Origin of the sequence: Actinoallomurus oryzae (genome assembly GCF_039541955.1) — a bacterium.
Classification (GTDB): Bacteria; Actinomycetota; Actinomycetes; order Streptosporangiales; family Streptosporangiaceae; genus Actinoallomurus; species Actinoallomurus oryzae.
Map to the genome: position 1 here is coordinate 92,339 of NZ_BAABHF010000057.1, position 15,774 is coordinate 108,112.

The following is a 15,774-nucleotide window of genomic DNA, read 5'->3' on the forward strand; positions in this document are numbered from 1 at the left end:
CGCTCAGGTGCTCGCGCTGACCCGCGAGACCACGCCGCCCACGGATAAGCGTTGAACGATTACGCGAGACCACCGGCACCGCCCCCGGTCACCTCGGCTGTTGTGCCTGCTGATTCCCGCGGCCGGACGAATGGTGTGATGGTGAGCAGGGAGACCACGATGCCGAGAAGAAACAGCCCGACGGCGATTTTGAAGCCTGCCGTGTAACCGTGGACCAGCGCGTCCGACAGCGCCGTGCCCTTCGCCGCGTGCCGGGTCGTCGTGACCGCGACGGTCGCCAGCCCCGCCAGGCCCAGCGCGCCGCCGATCTGTGAGCCGGCGGTGAGCAGCGCGGAGCCGATGCCGGCCTCGGAGCTGTCGATTCCGCGGACGCCGATCCCGGTGGAGACGACGACGGTGGCGCCCAGGCCCAGGCCGGTGACCAGCGACGCCGGCATCATCATCCCGTAGACGCTGGAGTGTGCCGTCAGGAAGCTGAACCAGGCGGTGCCCGCGGCGGCGAGCGCCAAGGCCAGCGACAGGGCCGCCTTCTCCGAGGTGCGGGCAAGCAGCTGCGGGCCCACGCCGCCGGCCGCGATGCCGAAGCCCACGGCGAGCGGCAGGTACATCAGGCCGGTGCGCAGCGCGGAGTAGCCCAGAACCTGCTGCATGTACAGGGTCAGGAAGAAGTACGTCGCGAAGCTGCCCGTCGCCATCAGCAGTGTGACGATGTTCGCTCCGACCCGGCCGCGGTCACTGACCACCTCGCGCGGGATCATCGGCGTGGGGCCGGTGCGCTGAATGACCACGAAGGCGACCAGCAGGACGGCCGAGGCGATCAGACAGCCGACGACCATGGCGTCGCTCCAGCCGTGCTCGCCGACCCGGTCCACCGCATAGACCAGCGAGCCGGCGCCAAGGGTCGCGGTGATCGCTCCGGGGATGTCGATCTTCGCCTGCTCGGCAGGCTCGCCCTCGTCCAGGGCGTTGACACCGAGCAGGACCCCGATGATGACCGGAACGTTCACCAGCAGCACCCAGCGCCAGCCGGCGTAGCTGGTCAGCACGCCGCCCAGGACCAGGCCCACGACCGAGGCAGCTCCGGCGGAGAGCCGTTACCGGTCGTCGCCGCTTGTCGCGACCCGGCCGACCTGGGGAAGTCGATTGTCGTCGGCCGAGGTGGGCACCAGCCGTGTGACGGCACCGGGCATGGGCCCGACGGTGAACACGCGGACGGACGAGCCGACAGTGACGGCGGCGAACGACGCTTCGGACGGCACCTGAGCCGGAAGTGGGATGATGTGCGGTCCCGCGTCGAGTCGGCCATCGAAAACGTGCATCGATGCGCTCTTGGGCTCCGGAGGTACGAACGATGTGTGCCACCAGGCCTCGACGGTGACGGTGGCGGAATCGTCGAGCGTGAGTCGCACCGAGCGCTGTGCGGCGTCGTAGACGACCCCGCCGCCTTCCGGGGCCTCGGCCGAGGTGACGGCTTGCACCTGGGCGGCGATGAGGCCGGCGATGCCGGCCAGGCCCTGGACGAAGCTCACGTGCGGGTTGCGTTCGGAGATGTTCGCGCGCAGTCGTCGTTTCGTGTCGGCGGGGACCATGCCGCCGAAGACCAGGACGTCGAGATCGGTGACGTCGTAGTCATCGAGAACCTGGTCGAACTGGTTCGTGGTGTCCGCGGAATAGCCCTTGCCGCGCAAGATGTCGACGGTGGCGAGGAGCACGCTGGGGCTGCGGCCGATGACGAGAACGCGTTCGGGCTCGTTCTTCGGCGAGGTGTTCACTGTCAGATCTCCTTGCGTCGGCAGATTTCGAGACCGGCCGCGGACCGGCGGGGTGGCCGGTCTCCGCTCGGCCCCGTGGGGTGGGTGACATCGGCGCGATGAGCACCACGCCAATGTTGGTGCGACCAACATAACGAGTGTTGGTATGGCCCACAACTGCTACGGTTGACGCGTGCCCACGCCCCATCACGACACCGGCCGCACTCCGGCCCGGCTCGAAGGACGCGCGACCTGGCTGATCAGCCGAGCGCACATGCACGTCTCGGGGCTGCTCGGCGCCGGTTTCGAGGCCCATGGCGGCGGACTGCGCAGCTACCACTACCGGCTCCTCGCCGCGCTGGAAGAGTGGGGGCCCGCGAGTCAGGCCGAGCTCGGCCGCAGGACCGGGATCGATCGCAGCGATGTGACCGCCGCCTTGACCAGGCTCGAGTCAGGCAACCTGGTCGAGCGCTCGGCCGATCCCGCCCACAAGCGCCGGAACATCGTCACGATCACACCGGCAGGCGTCGAACGGCTTCTCGAGCTCGACAAAGTCATCGACGGCATCCAGGAGGAGTTCCTCGCGCCTCTGACGGCCGCCCAGCGGCGTCAATTCATCACGCTGTTGTCGAAACTCGTCGACGCACAGCACTGATTCCGGGCGAGGGGACGGAGATGTCGCGTGTGAGGAGCAGCGCGGCGACGGCGAGGAGCCCGGCGACGGTTCCGCTCCAGGCGATGGTGGAGCCGATGGCCGGTGCGGTGGGCGCCGTAGGGGAGTGACCGATCAGGGTCTGGGCGCAGGCCAGGCCGAACGCGCCGCCGATCTGCTTGGCGAGGGCCGATCCCGCGGTGGCGGTGCCCATGTCGGCGTGGGGCACGCAGTTCTGTGTGGCGATGGTCAGGCCGCCCATCGCCGGACCGGTGCCGAGCCCGGCGGCCAGCAGGAACACGGACGTCAGTGCGAAGGGCGTCGCGGGCCCCAGGGCGAAGAAGGCGGCGGTGCCGGCGGTGAGCAGTGCCGCTCCGGTCAGGAGGACCGGTTTGACGTGTCCGCTGCGCAGGATGGCGGTGGCGGTGAGGCGGTTGCCCAGGGTCATGCCGACGAGTAGCGGGAGCAGCAGGAGGCCGGAGACCGTGGCGGAGTAGCCGCGGACGTGCTGGAAGTACAGCGGCAGGAAGATCCCCACGGGCAGCGCGGCGACCTGGAAGAAGAACCCGGCGGTCAGCAAGGCCGTGTAGGTGCGGCGCCCGAACAGGCGCAGGGGCAGGACGGGGACGGCCGCGCGTCGTTCGACCGGGATGAGCAGCGCCAGCAGGGCCAGGCCGGTGAGCAGGCAGCCCAGCACGGCCGGGTCGGCCCAGGACCGGCCGGTCGCCGTGTTGCCCTTGAGGCTGAGGCCGGTCAGGACCAGAGCGAGCCCGGCGGTGAGAAGAACGATGCCCGCCGCATCGAGGCGGCCGGAGGGCGGGGCGGCGGGACGGCGGTCGGGCAGGGCCAGGGTGAGGACCGCGGCGGCGGCCAGGCCGAGGGGCAGGTTGAGCCAGAACGCCCAGCGCCAGCCGGCGTGGTCGGCGAGCAGGCCTCCGAGGATCGGGCCGCCGATCATGCCCAGGACCATCATGGCGGCCAGGGCGGTCTGCATGCGGATCAGTCCCTGCGGGCGGGACGGTGGGTGCAGGTCGCGGATCAGGGCCATGCCGAGAGTGAGCAGGGCTCCGGCACCCACCCCCTGCACGGCGCGGGAGAGGATCAGCGCCGGCATGGAGGCGGACAGACCGCAGGCCGTCGAGCCGATCAGGAAGACGGCGAGCCCGCCGATCAGCAGCCGGCGGCGGCCGTGAAGGTCGGAGAAGCGGCCGTAGACCGGCACGCTGACCGAGGAGGTCAGCAGGTAGGCGGTGACGAGCCAGACGTACCAGGAGGCCCCGCCACCGACCTGCTCGACGATGCGGGGCAGGGCGGTGCCGACGACCGTTCCGTCCAGCATGGCCAGGAAGGCGCATCCGAGCAGGGCGACGGTGATCAGGGTTCGGCGGCGGGACGGCAGGTCGTCGTACATCTCGGGCGCGGTCATCCGGCCTCCCCGGGCGCGGCGAGCGCGCCGTGCAGGAAGAGGTCCACGAGCTCCTCGGTGGTCAGCGGGTCGGGAGCGCCCGGCCGGCCCGCGGACATCAGCAGCAGCTGGAAGGCGTCCGCGAGCCGCTCCGGAGCCAGCCGCAGCGCCTCCCGGTCGGGTTCGAACAGGGCGGCGAGGGCCGCGCGGGGTCTGGCGAGGCCGGCTTCCCGGTCGGGGAGACGGCCGCCCTGGCCGGGCTTGGGGGTGGTGACCCGCTCCAGTCGTCCGGCCGCCGCGAGGGCTCCGGCGACGGCGCCGATGCGGGCCATGTGGCCGCGCACCACGTCGGCCGCCTCGGTGAGCCGGTCGGCCAGCGGCTGGTCCAGCGCGATCGACTCCAGGTGAGCGACGATGTCGTCGGGACGCACGGCTTCGGCCATGCAGGCCGCGAGCAGGGTGTCCTTGTCGGGGAAGACGCGGAAGATCGTGCCTTCGCCGATGCCCGCGGCCCGGGCGATCTTCGCCGTCGTCACCGAGGCGCCGAACTCGATGACGAGGGGGAGGGCCGCGGCGACGATCATCGCGCGGCGCTGGTCGGGCTCCATCGCGGGCGCACGGCGCCGGGACGGCTCAGGGGAAGAGGTCTCTGTCATGCCGGTCAGCGTACGGAGTGAGTACTCACTCCGTCAACCGTGCAGAGCGCGGCCCGGTCCCGTACGGTCGCGGCATCGTCGCGGCGTCGAGCGTGACCCTGGAGGCGCCGTACGCGGAATCCCGGCGCCGGTAAAGGTTCCGGTGGGTCACCGAGAATCGCTACTCGGCTACCAATCGGGTCGGCCATTCACCGGAAACCGGCGGCCCGGGATCGGGAACGGGCGACCCGGAAGACACGAGTTGGCGGAAAGGTCGCCTGCGTCGCTTTGGTTCTCGTCGCGGCGGTACGGTTCCGGCCATGGCTACCCCCTCACGTGGAGACAGGGCCGAGGCGCTCGCCCGCGATATCCGCCAGCTGTTCAAACTCATCGGCATACCCGAGGGCAGTCATGCCGGCGGCTATCACATTTCCACGTACGGCGGCCATGTGAGTGTGAGCTGGTGCGCGGAAACGCGATTCGACGGTGAGACCGGTTCTCTGGGAATAGATCATCCTGATCACCCCATGGTCCGACTCGAACGCGCGGCGACCGGGGTCATGGAACGCGCGATGGCGAATGTGCTGTACGCCGCGGGTTTCACCGTGGCACTCGTACCGGGAGTGCCGAACCGTGTCGACGTCGGAAAGGAACGCGACCCTGAGGTCGTCGTCCTGAACGGGCCCGGCTTCAAGGCGTGGCAGAGCGGCTGAGGGGCGGCCCGCGGATTTTTGACGCGCAGTTCACCCACCCCGAATGATCCGGCGGACCGCCGCCTGGTCGGGGAGCCGAGCCGCCCGAACACCATCGGCTACGGCGGCCCCTTCGGACCTGCCGTGCGCCGCCCCGGCGGCGGCCGGTCACCTGGGCCTCGTCGCCTGACGGCCCGCCATCGGCGGCGCCGCCCCGGCGAGGCCCTCCACTCCCGTCCGGCCTTCACGTACTCGGAGTTTGCCTAATAGTATTAGGTACGTACATAATGTCTTTTGGCAGATGGGAGGATCGTTATGGTTCGCGCGGGACTGAGCACGGAACGCCTGATCCGGGCCGGGGCGGAGCTGGCCGACGAGGTCGGCTTCGACCAGGTGACCGTCTCGGCGCTCGCCCGGCGGTTCGACGTCAAGGTCGCGAGTCTGTACTCGCACCTGAAGAACTCCCAGGATCTGAAGACCAGGATCGCCCTGTTCGCCCTGGAGGAGCTCGCCGACCGGGTCTCCGCCGCGCTGGCCGGGCGTGCCGGCCGGGACGCGCTGGCCGCCTTCGCGGACGCCTACCGTGACTACGCCCGGGAGCATCCCGGCCGCTACGCCGCCGCGCAGCTCAGGCTCGACCCCGAGACGGCGGCCTCCAGCGCGGGCGTCAGGCACGCACAGATGACACGGGCGATCCTGCGCGGCTATGACCTGACCGAGCCGGACCAGACCCACGCGGTCCGGATGCTCGGCAGCGTCTTCCACGGCTACGTCAGCCTGGAGATGGGCGGAGGCTTCAGCCACACCGCCGTCGACCCGCAGGAATCCTGGTCCTGGATCGTGAACTCCCTCGACGCCCTGTTGCGGAACGGCACCGCGTCCTGACCACCAGGGGCGCGCCACGGCGCGCGTCTCGACCACCCGGAATACCTGATCGACAGGCTGAGACGATGAACACCGAGCACGACTGGGTCACCACACCCATCACCGAAGACCTCCTGCGCGGCGCCCTCGACGTGGAGCACACCGCGTACGGGCTGCTGCCGCACCGGCTGCCCGCGCGGGCGCGCCGGCAGATCCCCGACGAGCTGCTGGCCGTGGCCGAGGCCACGCCGTCCGGCGTACGCCTGGTGTTCCGTACCCGGGCCACCGCCGTCGAGCTGGACACGCTGCCCACCAAGCGGGCCTACCGGAATCTGCCGACGCCGGCGGACGGGGTGTACGACCTGCTGGTCGACGGCCGGCTCACCGCCCAGACCACGGTGACCGGCGGCCGGCTCCGTACGACCGACATGGTCACCGGATCCGTCGAGCTGCGCGAGGGGCCGTCGGGCACCGCCCGGTTCACCGATCTGCCCGCGCGTGACAAGCACGTCGAGATCTGGCTCCCGCACACGGAGATCACCGAGCTGATCGCCCTGCGCACCGACGCCCCGGTCGAACCGGCACCGGGCAGCGGGCGCAGGGTGTGGCTGCATCACGGCAGCTCCATCAGCCACGGCTCGAACGCCGCCGGCCCGACCACCATCTGGCCGGCCCTGGCCGCCGCCCGAGGCGGCGTGGAGCTGGTCAACCTCGGGTTCAGCGGCAGCGCGCTGCTCGACCCGTTCACCGCCCGCGCCATGCGGGACACCCCCGCGGACCTGATCAGCGTCAAGATCGGCATCAACGTCGTCAACGCCGACGTGATGCGCCTGCGCGCCTTCGTCCCCGCGGTCCACGGTTTCCTCGACACCATCCGCGAGGGGCATCCGGACACGCCGCTGCTGGTGGTCTCCGCCATCTTGTGCCCGGTCCACGAGGACACCCCCGGACCCCTCGTGCCCGACTTCGACGGCGGGACCGTGCGGTTCAAGGCCACGGGCGACCCGGCCGAACGCGCCGCCGGGCGCCTGACGCTCAACGTCATCCGCGACGAGCTCTCCCGGATCGTCGAACGGCGGGCGGCCGACGACCCGGGCCTGCACTACCTCGACGGCCGAGACCTGTACGGCGAGGCGGACCACGCCGAACTCCCGCTGCCCGACGAGGTCCACCCCGACGCCGCGGGACACCGCCGCATCGCCGAGAACTTCGCGCGGCTCGTGTTCGGCTCCGGCGGCGCGTTCGCCCTCCCGGTTCCCTGAGCTGCTCCCCGCGGCCCGGCACCGGCGCTTCTCATGTGCTCTTCGGTCACGAGTCGGCGACAGCGGTCAGCAGGGCTACTGAGACACGGAAGTGAAATCGGCTGAGCCTACCTGCCCTGGATGTGCCCTCAGGGGGTGACCGGTGATGCGTTGATCATGGTCACGGCTATACGGATCTAATCCAGGCAGAACTCGTTGCCCTCGGGGTCGGTCATCACGATGAAGCCGGCGCTCATCGGGGGAGCGGGTTCACAGCGCCGTACGCGCGTCGCCCCCAGCGCGACCAGTCGGTCGCACTCGGCCTCCAGGGCCGCCATCCGCTGCTCTGTCCGCAGTCCGGGGGCCACGCGAACGTCGAGGTGGACGCGGTTCTTGGCGGCCTTGTCCTCCGGCACCTGCTGGAAGAACAGCCGGGGGCCGTTCCCCTCCGGGTCCTCGATGGCCGATCTCGCGTTGCGCTGCTCCGCCGGCACGCCGATCCGCGCGAGGAACTCCTCCCACGCGGCGAGCGGGTCGGCGCCCTCGGGCAGGTCGACGCCGGGCGGGCCGGGGTGGACGTAGCCGAGCACCTCGCTCCAGAAGGACGACAGCGCCCGCGGATCGTGGGCGTCGAAGGTGACCTGAACATGGCGGCTCATCGGGTTGCTCCATTCGTGGCGGGTCTCATGTGCGGGCACGGATACACGCGGCGGCGGACCTCGCACAGCCGGTCGAGCGCGTCCGCGTCCCTGAACGCACCCTGGCACCGAGGGCGGACAGGATCGGTCCGCTATCTGGCAGGGTGGGTGCCATGGATACGGCCGGTGACGAGCGGGGGACGACCGAGCGGGTGCTCACCCTGCTCGGGCTGCTGCAGCAACGCGAGGGCTGGACCGGCCCCGAGCTCGCCGACCGGCTCGGGGTCACGCCGCGCACGGTACGGCGTGACGTCGAGCGGCTGCGCATGCTCGGCTACCGGATCCATGCCGGCCAGGGCGTCGGCGGCGGTTACCGGCTCGGCCCGGGGCAGGACCTGCCGCCGCTGCTTCTCGACGACGAGGAGGCCATCGCCACCGTGGTGTCGCTGCTCGCCGGTGCGGGTGGCGGCGTCGCCGGAGCCGGCGACGCGGCGCTTCGGGCGCTGACCAAGCTCGATCAGGTGCTGCCGGCCCGGTTGCGGCACGAGGTGCGTGCGCTCTCCGGCTCGGTGGAGTCCTTCGGGGGAGGCCGCACGCCGATCGACCCGGAGGTGCTCACGACACTGGCCAGAGCCTGCCGCGACGAGGTCGAGGCCGGCTTCGGCTACCCGTCAGGGAGCCAGGTGCGACGGCGGCGGGTCGAGCCCTACCGCCTGGTCGCCTCCGACCGGCGCTGGTATCTCCTCGCCTACGACCTCGACCGCGACGACTGGCGCAGCTTCCGCGTCGACCGGATGAGCGACGTGTCCGCGCGGACGTGGCGGTTCCGCCCGCGCGCGGCGCCCGACGCGGCGACGTACGTGCAGGAGAGCGTGGCGAGCCGGGTCTATCCGCACCAGGCGCGTTTCCTCGTGCAAGCCCCGGCCGACACGGTACGCGCGCAGATCCCGGCGTCGGCCGCCGTCGTACGACGGCGCGGCGACGAGCGGTGCGAGGTGCTCAGCGGCGCCGGCAGCCTCGACTTCGTGCTCATGCACGTGCTCCTGCTCGGACACGCCTTCGAGGTGGTCGAGCCTCCGGAGCTCAGGGGACGCTGTCGCGTGCTGGCGGAGCGACTGCTGTCGGCCGGTGCGGCGGTCTCACCGGTGCCGGACCTGGCAGAGTCGTGAGCCGCGACCACGCCGGCGCCGAGAACCGCTTCCGGCTCCGGCACGACGGGAGGACCTTCCAGCATGAGTGAGCCGTATCCGCCGATCGAGCCGTACGACCAGGGGATGCTCGAGGTGGGGGACGGCAACCTCGTGTACTGGGAGGCCTGCGGCAACCCGGCGGGCAAGCCCGCGCTCGTCGTGCACGGCGGACCCGGGTCCGGCTGTGGCACCTGGATGCGCCGGTACTTCGATCCGGACCGGTACCGCGTCGTCCTGTTCGACCAGCGTGGCTGCGGCCGCAGCACCCCGCACGCCAGTGATCCCGCGACTGACATGCGGCACAACACCACCGGGCACCTCATCGCCGACATGGAGCGGCTCCGGCGGCATCTCGGCATCGACCGGTGGCTGCTGTACGGCGGGTCGTGGGGTTCCACGCTCATCCTCGCCTACGCCGAGCGGCATCCCGGACGCGTGTCGGAGATCGTCATCTCCAGTGTCACCACCACCCGGCGCTCGGAGATCGACTGGCTGTACCGAGGCGTCGGCCGGTTCTTTCCCGAGCAGTGGGAGCGCTTCCTCGCGGGCGCTCCGGGCACACCCCGCGACGGGGACGTCGTCGCGGCCTACGCGCGGCTGATGGAGCACCCCGACGCCGCCGTACGCGAGCGGGCGACGGCCGACTGGTGCGCCTGGGAGGACACGGTCCTGTCCGGCGAGACGAAGGGCGCCTCCCGGCCGTACGGCGACCGGCCCTCCTCGGCGCGGCTCGCGCTGGTGCGCATCTGCTCCCACTACTTCTCCCACGGAGCGTGGCTGGAGGAGGGCGCCCTGCTGCGCGACGCGAACCGGCTGGCCGGGATCCCGGGCGTCCTGATCCACGGGCGGTTCGACCTGGGCGGCCCTCTCCAGACGGCCTGGGGACTGGCCCGCGCCTGGCCCGGCGCCGAGCTGATCGTCGTCGAGGACGCGGGCCATCTGGGCGGTGCCGCGACGCGCGGCCATGTCCTGGCGGCCCTCGACCGGTTCGCCGCGAACCCTCGGCATGGCGGACACGAGACCGAGGCCACGGTGGAGCCACCGGGAGGTCAGGCGGGCCGGTAGCGGGCCCTGACGTGGAAGCGTTCACCCTGGGGGCCGAGAATGCTCAGGAACTCCACCGGCCGCGCGTCGGCGTTGCCGAACCAGTGCGGCAGATGGGTGTCGAACTCGGCGACCTCACCGGCGGCGAGGACGAGGTCCTGGTCGCCGAGCACGAGGCGCAGCCGCCCGTTGAGGACGTACAGCCAGTGGTATCCCTCGTGCGAGCGGGGATCGGGTTCGCCGTCGGCCAGGCCGGCGGGCAGGATCTGTTTGAACGCCTGCAGCCCGCCGGGTTTGCGGGTCAGCGGGATGACGGTCATGCCGTTGTGGTTGAACGGCTGAGGGTGTACCCGCGGGTCGAGGGCGGCGGGCGCGCCGACGAGCTCGTCGAGCGGCATCCGGTAGGCCCTGGCCAGTGGCAGCAGCAGTTCCAGGCCCGGCCTGCGCTGCCCCGACTCCAGCCGGGACAGGGTGCTGATGGGGATCCCGGTGGTCTGCGACAGGGCGGTCAGGGTGACTCCACGGCGGCGTCGCAGCTCCCGCAGCCGTGGTCCGACCGCGGCCAGCACGGCGTCCAGCTCCTCGCTCATCCGTTCACTCTGCCCACGCTTTGCGCTTTTGGCAAAGAGCTTTGTCGCTCGATGCCCGAGGCGGATGTGGGGAACAGGCCCGTTTTGACCTTCAAGCAGGTTGAACCCCGACAATCTCGCTCATGGACGACTCCGAGGGGCTCGTGAGCATCGGTGCCTTCGCGCACCGGGTGGGGCTGGCGCCGAGTGCGCTGCGGTTCTACGACGACTGCGGCGTGTTGCGGCCGGCGTTCGTCGATGAGGCGACCGGCTACCGGTACTACCACCCCGGCCAGGAGCCCCGCGCCGTCCTCGTACGACGGCTGCGGAAGGCGGGCCTGCCGTTGACCGAGGCCACGACGGTGCTGGACGGCACCCGGTCGCAGGCCCGCGCCGTACTGCGGGAGCACCTGGAGCGGGCACAAGAAACGGCGGCGGCGACACGGTCGGCGATCGAGTCGATCCTGGCCGACCTGTCGCCGCGCGCCTCGGTGTCCCGGGCGCGGGTGGGCGGCGCGGAGCTGGCGAGCGCCGTGCGCCAGGTCGCGCCCGCGGTGGCCGAACCGGCGGTCGCCCGGGAGTTCCCGGTGCTCGGCGGGGTGCTGGTCGAGCTCGACCGGCAGGAGATCCACCTGGCCGCCACCGACCGTTACCGCCTGGCGGTGCGTACGCTGCGGCCGGAGCTCATCGAAGGCGGGCCGGGCCGGGTCGTCGTCGACGCGGCGGCGATGAAGGAGGCCGCCGCCTGGGCCGTACGCCACGCGGAGGTCGAGGTGGAGCTCGACGGCTCCGAGGCGGTGCGGGTCCGGGAGAGCGGCAGCGGGGTACGGACGCTGCCGGCGGTCGAGGGGACGTTCCCCGACTACCGGGTGCTCCTGGAGGACCGGCCCGCCGTACGGCACCGGCTGATCGCCGGGCGGGCGGCGCTGCGTGACCGGCTCGCCGAGACCGGCGGGCCCGTCACCCTGCACGCCGAGGACGACCGCATCCGCGTGGTGGGCGAGGATCCGCCCGCGGCCACCGTGCCCGCCATCCGCACCGGGCCGCCGCTGTCCATCAGCTTCGACCCGGTCGTCCTGGTCGCGGCCCTGGACGCCGGTGTGGGACCCGACGTCCTGCTGGAGATCCGCGACCCGGTCTCGCCCGTGGTCGTCCGCTCCGCCGACCAGGGCAGCTTCACCACCTTGGTCATGCCGGTTCTCCGCCGGTCCGGTCACCACCGCGAGACGTGAGGAGAGACACATGGATCCGCAGAACCCCGTCGTCCGGCTGTGCGCCGAGGGCATGCGCGCCGAGACCGAGGGCCGCGACGCCGACGCACGCGAGCTGTTCGAGCAGGCGTGGCGCACCGCCGCCGACGACTACGAGGCGTGCGTCGCCGCGCACTACCTGGCCCGGCACCAGCCGACACCGCGGGAGACGCTCCGCTGGAACCAGGAGTGCCTGGACCGGGCGAACCGGGTCGGCGACGAGCGCGTCACGGGCTTCTACGCCTCCCTGCACCTGAACCTGGCCAAGGCCCACCGAGACCTGGGCGCCCCGGAGGAGGCGCGGCGGCACTTCACCCTCGCGGCCGAGCACCTGGACGACGCGCCCCCGGGCCCGTACGCCGACGGGCTCCGCTTCACGATCGCCGACGGGTTGCGCGAGGCCGGGCGGCCGGCCGACGGCGGGCTGTACGACCTGCTGATCCGGCTGTGCGCGCGGGAGGACCTGCGGGCGCTCGGGCTGGTCCTGCCCGCCTATCTGGGCGATCTGGGGACCGAGGAGGACCGGGCCCGGCTGGCCGCCGCCCTGCACACGCTGCACGCGACGCGGTGGCTGCCCGAGCAGGAGCAGGAGGCCCTCGGCCGGGTCATCGGCTCGCTCGGCGCCGCGGCCTGACTGATGTTCAGGTCGCCTGGCGTGCGGTGGCGGCCAGGGAGCCGAGGAGCGCGAGGGCCTGGCTGCTCTCGGAGGCCGGTTCGGCGTGGTAGACGACGAGCTCCTGCCCAGGGCTGGAACGGACGTCGAAGGTCTGCATCGTCAGCGTCAGCGCTCCGACGTCGTGGTGGTCGAAGCGTTTGCGTTCGAGCGCCTTGCCGCGGGCGTCGTGATGGGCCCACAGTTCGGCGAACTCGGGGCTCTGGTCGAGCAGCTCGGCCAGCACCCGCCGGATCCGCGGGTCGTGCGGCGCCTTGCCGTAGCCGAGCCGGAAGCCGGCCACCGAGTTGCGCGCGACCTCGTGCCAGTCGCGGTAGAAGGTGCGCGCGGCCGGGTCGGTGAACACGACGTGCATGAGGTTGCGTGAGTGCGCCCAGTCGTGGAAGAGCGCGTCGGCGATCGCGTTGGAGGCGAGCACGTCGTAGGCGCGGTTGTAGACGATGGCCGGATTGTCCGGCCAGGCGGCCATGAGCTGCAGCAGGCTCGGGTCGACGCGGTCCGGTACGGCGGCGACCCGCGCGCGCGGGCTGAGCCCGGCCAGGCGGAACAGGTGCTCGCGGCCGTCGTCGTCGAGGCGCAGGGCGGCGGTCAGAGCGTCGATCACCTGCGCCGACGGCGTGCGTTCCCGGCCCTGCTCGAGCCGGACGTAGTAGTCGACGCTGACGCCGGCCAGCAGGGCCACTTCCTCACGTCGCAGGCCGGGGACCCGCCGGTGGCCGACGCTGGGCAGACCGGCCTCGGCCGGTGTGACCCGGGCCCGCCGGGCGCGCAGGTAGGCGCCGAGGTCGGAGCGTGTCATGACGCCATCGTACGGAGGAGGGCCGGGCGCTTCGTGGGTGCGTTACACCCAGGGAAGAACGCGCCCTGTCGCAGCCGTCCGGCCTGGGCCAGTGTCGAGGGCATGCCGACGAATCAGAAAGCGATGACGCCGGGCGGCCGCAAGGTCGTCCTCGTCACCGGAGCCAGCAGCGGCATCGGCGCGGCCGTCGCCGCCCGGCTCGCACAGGAGGGACACCACGTGATCGCCGGCGCGCGGCGGACCGACCGCCTGCGGGCGCTGGCCGAACGCACCGCGCATGCGAGCGCCCGCTCCGGCGGCACCTTGGAACCGGTGCGGCTCGACGTGACGGACCGCCGCGACGTCGGCGCGTTCGCCGAGGCCGCCCGGGATCGCCACGGGCGGATCGACGTCTTCGTCAACAACGCCGGGGTCATGCCCCTGTCGCGGCTCGACTCCCTGCTGGTCGATGAGTGGGACCGGATGGTCGACGTGAACATCCGCGGGCTGCTGCACGGGATCGCCGCGGTCCTGCCCCACTTCACCGCTCAGGGTTCGGGCCACTTCGTCACGGTCGCGAGCATCGGTTCGCACCAGGTCGTGCCCACCAGTGCCGTCTACTCCGGTACCAAGTACGCCGCCTGGGCGATCACCGAGGGACTGCGCCAGGAGAGCGACCCCGCCATCCGCGTCACGACCATCTCTCCCGGCGTGGTCACCTCCGAACTCGCCGACTCCATCACCGAGGACGGAGCCGCGCAGGCCATGCGCGTCTACCGGGCCCACGCCATCGAACCGGACGCCATCGCCGGGGCCGTCTCCTACGCCCTCGCACAGCCGGCCGACGTGGACGTCAACGAGATCGTCCTGCGGCCCGCCCGGCAACGCTGACCGCCTCCCTTTCCACAACAAACGGAGAAATTCATGACCACCACCCCTGACCGCCCCGCCGTCCCGGCCTCCTGGGACCTCACCGGAAGGGTCGCCGTCGTCACGGGGGCCGCGCGGGGCATCGGGCACGCCACGGCCACCCTGCTGCGTGACCGCGGCGCCCGCCTGGTCGTCACCGATCGGTCCCCGGCCGTCGAGGAGTTCGCCGCGAGCGATCCGGGCCTGGCCGCGCTCGTCGGCGACGTCGCCGACGAGGACTTCGCGCGATCGACCATGCGGACGGCCACCGACCGGTTCGGCCGGCTCGACATCCTCGTCAACAACGCCGGCCGCACCCTGAACAAACCGATCACCGAGACCAGCGTCGAGGACTTCGAGGGCATCCTGCGGGTCAACGCCCGCGGCAACTTCGTCCAGGCGCGCGAGGCCTTCCGGGTGATGGAGGCCGGTGGCGGCGGCGCGATCGTCTCGATCGCCTCCGTCTCCTCGGTCGTCGCCTTCGCCACGCAGACGGCCTACGCCGCCTCCAAGGGCGCCCTGGCCCAGATCACTCGTGTGCTCGCCGTCGAGGGCGGCCCCAAGGGCATCCGCTCCAACGCCGTGCTCCCCGGGGTCATCGACACCGACATCATGGAGGGCGTCGTCGACAACGGCCGGGAGATGCTCGCCTCGTTCGGCGACGCTCACCCGATCGGCAGGATCGGACGGCCCGAAGAGGTCGCCGAGGCCGTCGCCTTCCTCGTGTCCGACGCCGCGAGCTTCGTCACCGGCGCACTCGTGGCCGTCGACGGCGGATGGACGGCCCAGTGAGCCCGCGAACCGGCCGGCACGGCGGCGGGCCCGTCTTCGTCGTCGGCGCGGGCCCGGGGATCGGCGCCTCGGTGGCCCGCCGCTTCGCCCGGGAGGGCCACCCGGCCGGGCTCATCGCGCGCGACCCGGGCCGTCTCCAGTCCATCGCCGACGACCTGCGGAAAGACGGGCACACCGCCGCCGCCGTCACCGGCGACATCACCGATCCCGGCGACATCGCCCGGGCGCTCGGCGAGCTGACCTCCACCCTGGGGGTGCCCGACGTCGTCTGCTTCAGCCCGCTGCCCGCCATCCGCCTCATCCGGCCCGTCGTCGACACCACGGCCGAAGACGTCGAAGGCGCCCTGGCGCTCACGGTCGTGGGCGCCACCGCCGTCGTCCAGGCCGTCCTGCCGGGCATGCTGGACCGCGGCTCGGGCACGCTGCTGTTCACCACCGGCGGCGCCGCCGTACGCCCCAGCCCCGAGCGTGCCGTCAGCGCAGTCGCCTACGCGGGACTGAGCAGCTACGTCGACCTGCTCTCCCGGGCACTGCCGCAGCGGGGGATCAACGTGGGCCGCGTCACCATCGTCGGCGCCGTGGGGCCGGGACTCACCCACGAACCCGCAGACGTCGCCGAGCACCTCTGGCGCCGGCACGCCTCACCGGCGGAAACGGTGACCGTCCTGACCTGAGCCGGGACACCGGCCGA

The 15,774-nt window shown here is 72.0% G+C and carries 18 protein-coding genes and 1 pseudogene; 11 read left to right on the forward strand and 8 right to left on the reverse strand.

Going from position 1 to position 15,774, the window contains the following annotated elements; all coding sequences use genetic code 11:
- Positions 1-59: 59 nt before the first annotated feature.
- Together ABEA10_RS44400 and ABEA10_RS44405 are read right to left on the reverse strand one after the other, a co-directional pair.
- Positions 60-1,076, reverse strand: a pseudogene (locus tag ABEA10_RS44400) (MFS transporter); the annotation flags it as partial.
- Between the two features lie 18 nt (positions 1,077-1,094).
- Positions 1,095-1,772 carry a hypothetical protein gene (locus ABEA10_RS44405; protein ID WP_345474664.1) on the reverse strand — a complete coding sequence of 226 codons (678 nt, stop codon included), beginning with the start codon at positions 1,770-1,772 and terminating at the stop codon, positions 1,095-1,097.
- A gap of 172 nt (positions 1,773-1,944) precedes the next feature.
- Here ABEA10_RS44405 and ABEA10_RS44410 point away from each other — a divergent pair, with 172 nt between their 5' ends.
- A complete protein-coding gene (locus ABEA10_RS44410) occupies positions 1,945-2,406 on the forward strand; it encodes a MarR family winged helix-turn-helix transcriptional regulator (protein ID WP_345474666.1) in 462 nt (153 codons plus the stop codon).
- On the opposite strand, the gene ABEA10_RS44415 is transcribed toward ABEA10_RS44410, so the two are convergent.
- The 3 genes from ABEA10_RS44415 to ABEA10_RS44425 form a co-directional block, all read right to left on the reverse strand.
- A complete protein-coding gene (locus ABEA10_RS44415) occupies positions 2,369-3,829 on the reverse strand; it encodes an MFS transporter (protein ID WP_345474668.1) in 1,461 nt (486 codons plus the stop codon). The genes ABEA10_RS44410 and ABEA10_RS44415 overlap by 38 nt on opposite strands.
- Positions 3,826-4,464, reverse strand: coding sequence for a TetR/AcrR family transcriptional regulator (locus tag ABEA10_RS44420; protein ID WP_345474670.1), 639 nt, complete (start codon positions 4,462-4,464; stop codon positions 3,826-3,828). The genes ABEA10_RS44415 and ABEA10_RS44420 overlap by 4 nt, the downstream gene beginning before the upstream one ends.
- 311 nt (positions 4,465-4,775) lie before the next feature.
- A complete protein-coding gene (locus ABEA10_RS44425; RefSeq protein WP_345474672.1) occupies positions 4,776-4,958 on the reverse strand; it encodes a hypothetical protein in 183 nt (60 codons plus the stop codon).
- A 12-nt stretch (positions 4,959-4,970) separates the two neighbouring features.
- Between ABEA10_RS44425 and ABEA10_RS44430 the strand changes: the two genes are divergently transcribed.
- The 3 genes from ABEA10_RS44430 to ABEA10_RS44440 all read left to right on the forward strand — a co-directional run bounded on the left by ABEA10_RS44430 (position 4,971) and on the right by ABEA10_RS44440 (position 7,261).
- Positions 4,971-5,156, forward strand: coding sequence for a hypothetical protein (locus ABEA10_RS44430; protein WP_329235212.1), 186 nt, complete (start codon positions 4,971-4,973; stop codon positions 5,154-5,156).
- Between the two features lie 294 nt (positions 5,157-5,450).
- Positions 5,451-6,020: a TetR/AcrR family transcriptional regulator gene (locus tag ABEA10_RS44435; RefSeq protein ID WP_345474673.1), complete on the forward strand. Its 570-nt coding sequence runs from the start codon at positions 5,451-5,453 to the stop codon at positions 6,018-6,020.
- A gap of 65 nt (positions 6,021-6,085) precedes the next feature.
- On the forward strand, positions 6,086-7,261 hold the full coding sequence (locus ABEA10_RS44440) for a GDSL-type esterase/lipase family protein (RefSeq protein WP_345474675.1): 1,176 nt from the start codon (positions 6,086-6,088) through the stop codon (positions 7,259-7,261).
- Positions 7,262-7,437: 176 nt separating this feature from the next.
- Here ABEA10_RS44440 and ABEA10_RS44445 read toward each other — a convergent pair whose 3' ends face one another.
- Complete coding sequence (locus ABEA10_RS44445; RefSeq protein WP_345474677.1) at positions 7,438-7,899, reverse strand: VOC family protein; 462 nt, start codon at positions 7,897-7,899, stop codon at positions 7,438-7,440.
- Between the two features lie 152 nt (positions 7,900-8,051).
- Between ABEA10_RS44445 and ABEA10_RS44450 the strand changes: the two genes are divergently transcribed.
- Entirely contained in the window at positions 8,052-9,047 is a 996-nt protein-coding gene (locus ABEA10_RS44450; RefSeq protein WP_345474679.1) for a helix-turn-helix transcriptional regulator, read from the forward strand.
- A gap of 63 nt (positions 9,048-9,110) precedes the next feature.
- A complete protein-coding gene (gene pip, locus ABEA10_RS44455; RefSeq protein ID WP_345474681.1) occupies positions 9,111-10,133 on the forward strand; it encodes a prolyl aminopeptidase in 1,023 nt (340 codons plus the stop codon).
- On the opposite strand, the gene ABEA10_RS44460 is transcribed toward pip, so the two are convergent.
- Complete coding sequence (locus tag ABEA10_RS44460) at positions 10,118-10,702, reverse strand: helix-turn-helix domain-containing protein (protein ID WP_329235193.1); 585 nt, start codon at positions 10,700-10,702, stop codon at positions 10,118-10,120. The genes pip and ABEA10_RS44460 overlap by 16 nt on opposite strands.
- A 122-nt stretch (positions 10,703-10,824) precedes the next feature.
- Between ABEA10_RS44460 and ABEA10_RS44465 the strand changes: the two genes are divergently transcribed.
- Positions 10,825-11,913, forward strand: a complete 1,089-nt coding sequence (locus ABEA10_RS44465; protein WP_345474685.1) for a DNA polymerase III subunit beta family protein — start codon at positions 10,825-10,827, stop codon at positions 11,911-11,913.
- Positions 11,914-11,923: 10 nt separating this feature from the next.
- Complete coding sequence (locus tag ABEA10_RS44470; RefSeq protein ID WP_345474687.1) at positions 11,924-12,565, forward strand: hypothetical protein; 642 nt, start codon at positions 11,924-11,926, stop codon at positions 12,563-12,565.
- Positions 12,566-12,572: 7 nt separating this feature from the next.
- Here ABEA10_RS44470 and ABEA10_RS44475 read toward each other — a convergent pair whose 3' ends face one another.
- Entirely contained in the window at positions 12,573-13,403 is an 831-nt protein-coding gene (locus ABEA10_RS44475; protein ID WP_329235186.1) for a helix-turn-helix transcriptional regulator, read from the reverse strand.
- 102 nt (positions 13,404-13,505) lie between these two features.
- On the opposite strand from ABEA10_RS44475, the gene ABEA10_RS44480 reads away from it, so the two are divergent.
- Genes ABEA10_RS44480 through ABEA10_RS44490 form a run of 3 tightly spaced genes read left to right on the forward strand, consistent with a single transcriptional unit; the run spans position 13,506 to position 15,757 of the window.
- Positions 13,506-14,273, forward strand: a complete 768-nt coding sequence (locus ABEA10_RS44480; RefSeq protein WP_345474688.1) for an SDR family oxidoreductase — start codon at positions 13,506-13,508, stop codon at positions 14,271-14,273.
- Positions 14,274-14,306: 33 nt separating this feature from the next.
- On the forward strand, positions 14,307-15,083 hold the full coding sequence (locus ABEA10_RS44485) for an SDR family NAD(P)-dependent oxidoreductase (RefSeq protein WP_345474689.1): 777 nt from the start codon (positions 14,307-14,309) through the stop codon (positions 15,081-15,083).
- Positions 15,080-15,757, forward strand: a complete 678-nt coding sequence (locus ABEA10_RS44490) for an SDR family NAD(P)-dependent oxidoreductase (protein ID WP_345474690.1) — start codon at positions 15,080-15,082, stop codon at positions 15,755-15,757. Before ABEA10_RS44485 ends, ABEA10_RS44490 begins: the two co-directional genes overlap by 4 nt.
- The last annotated feature ends 17 nt before the right edge of the window (positions 15,758-15,774 follow it).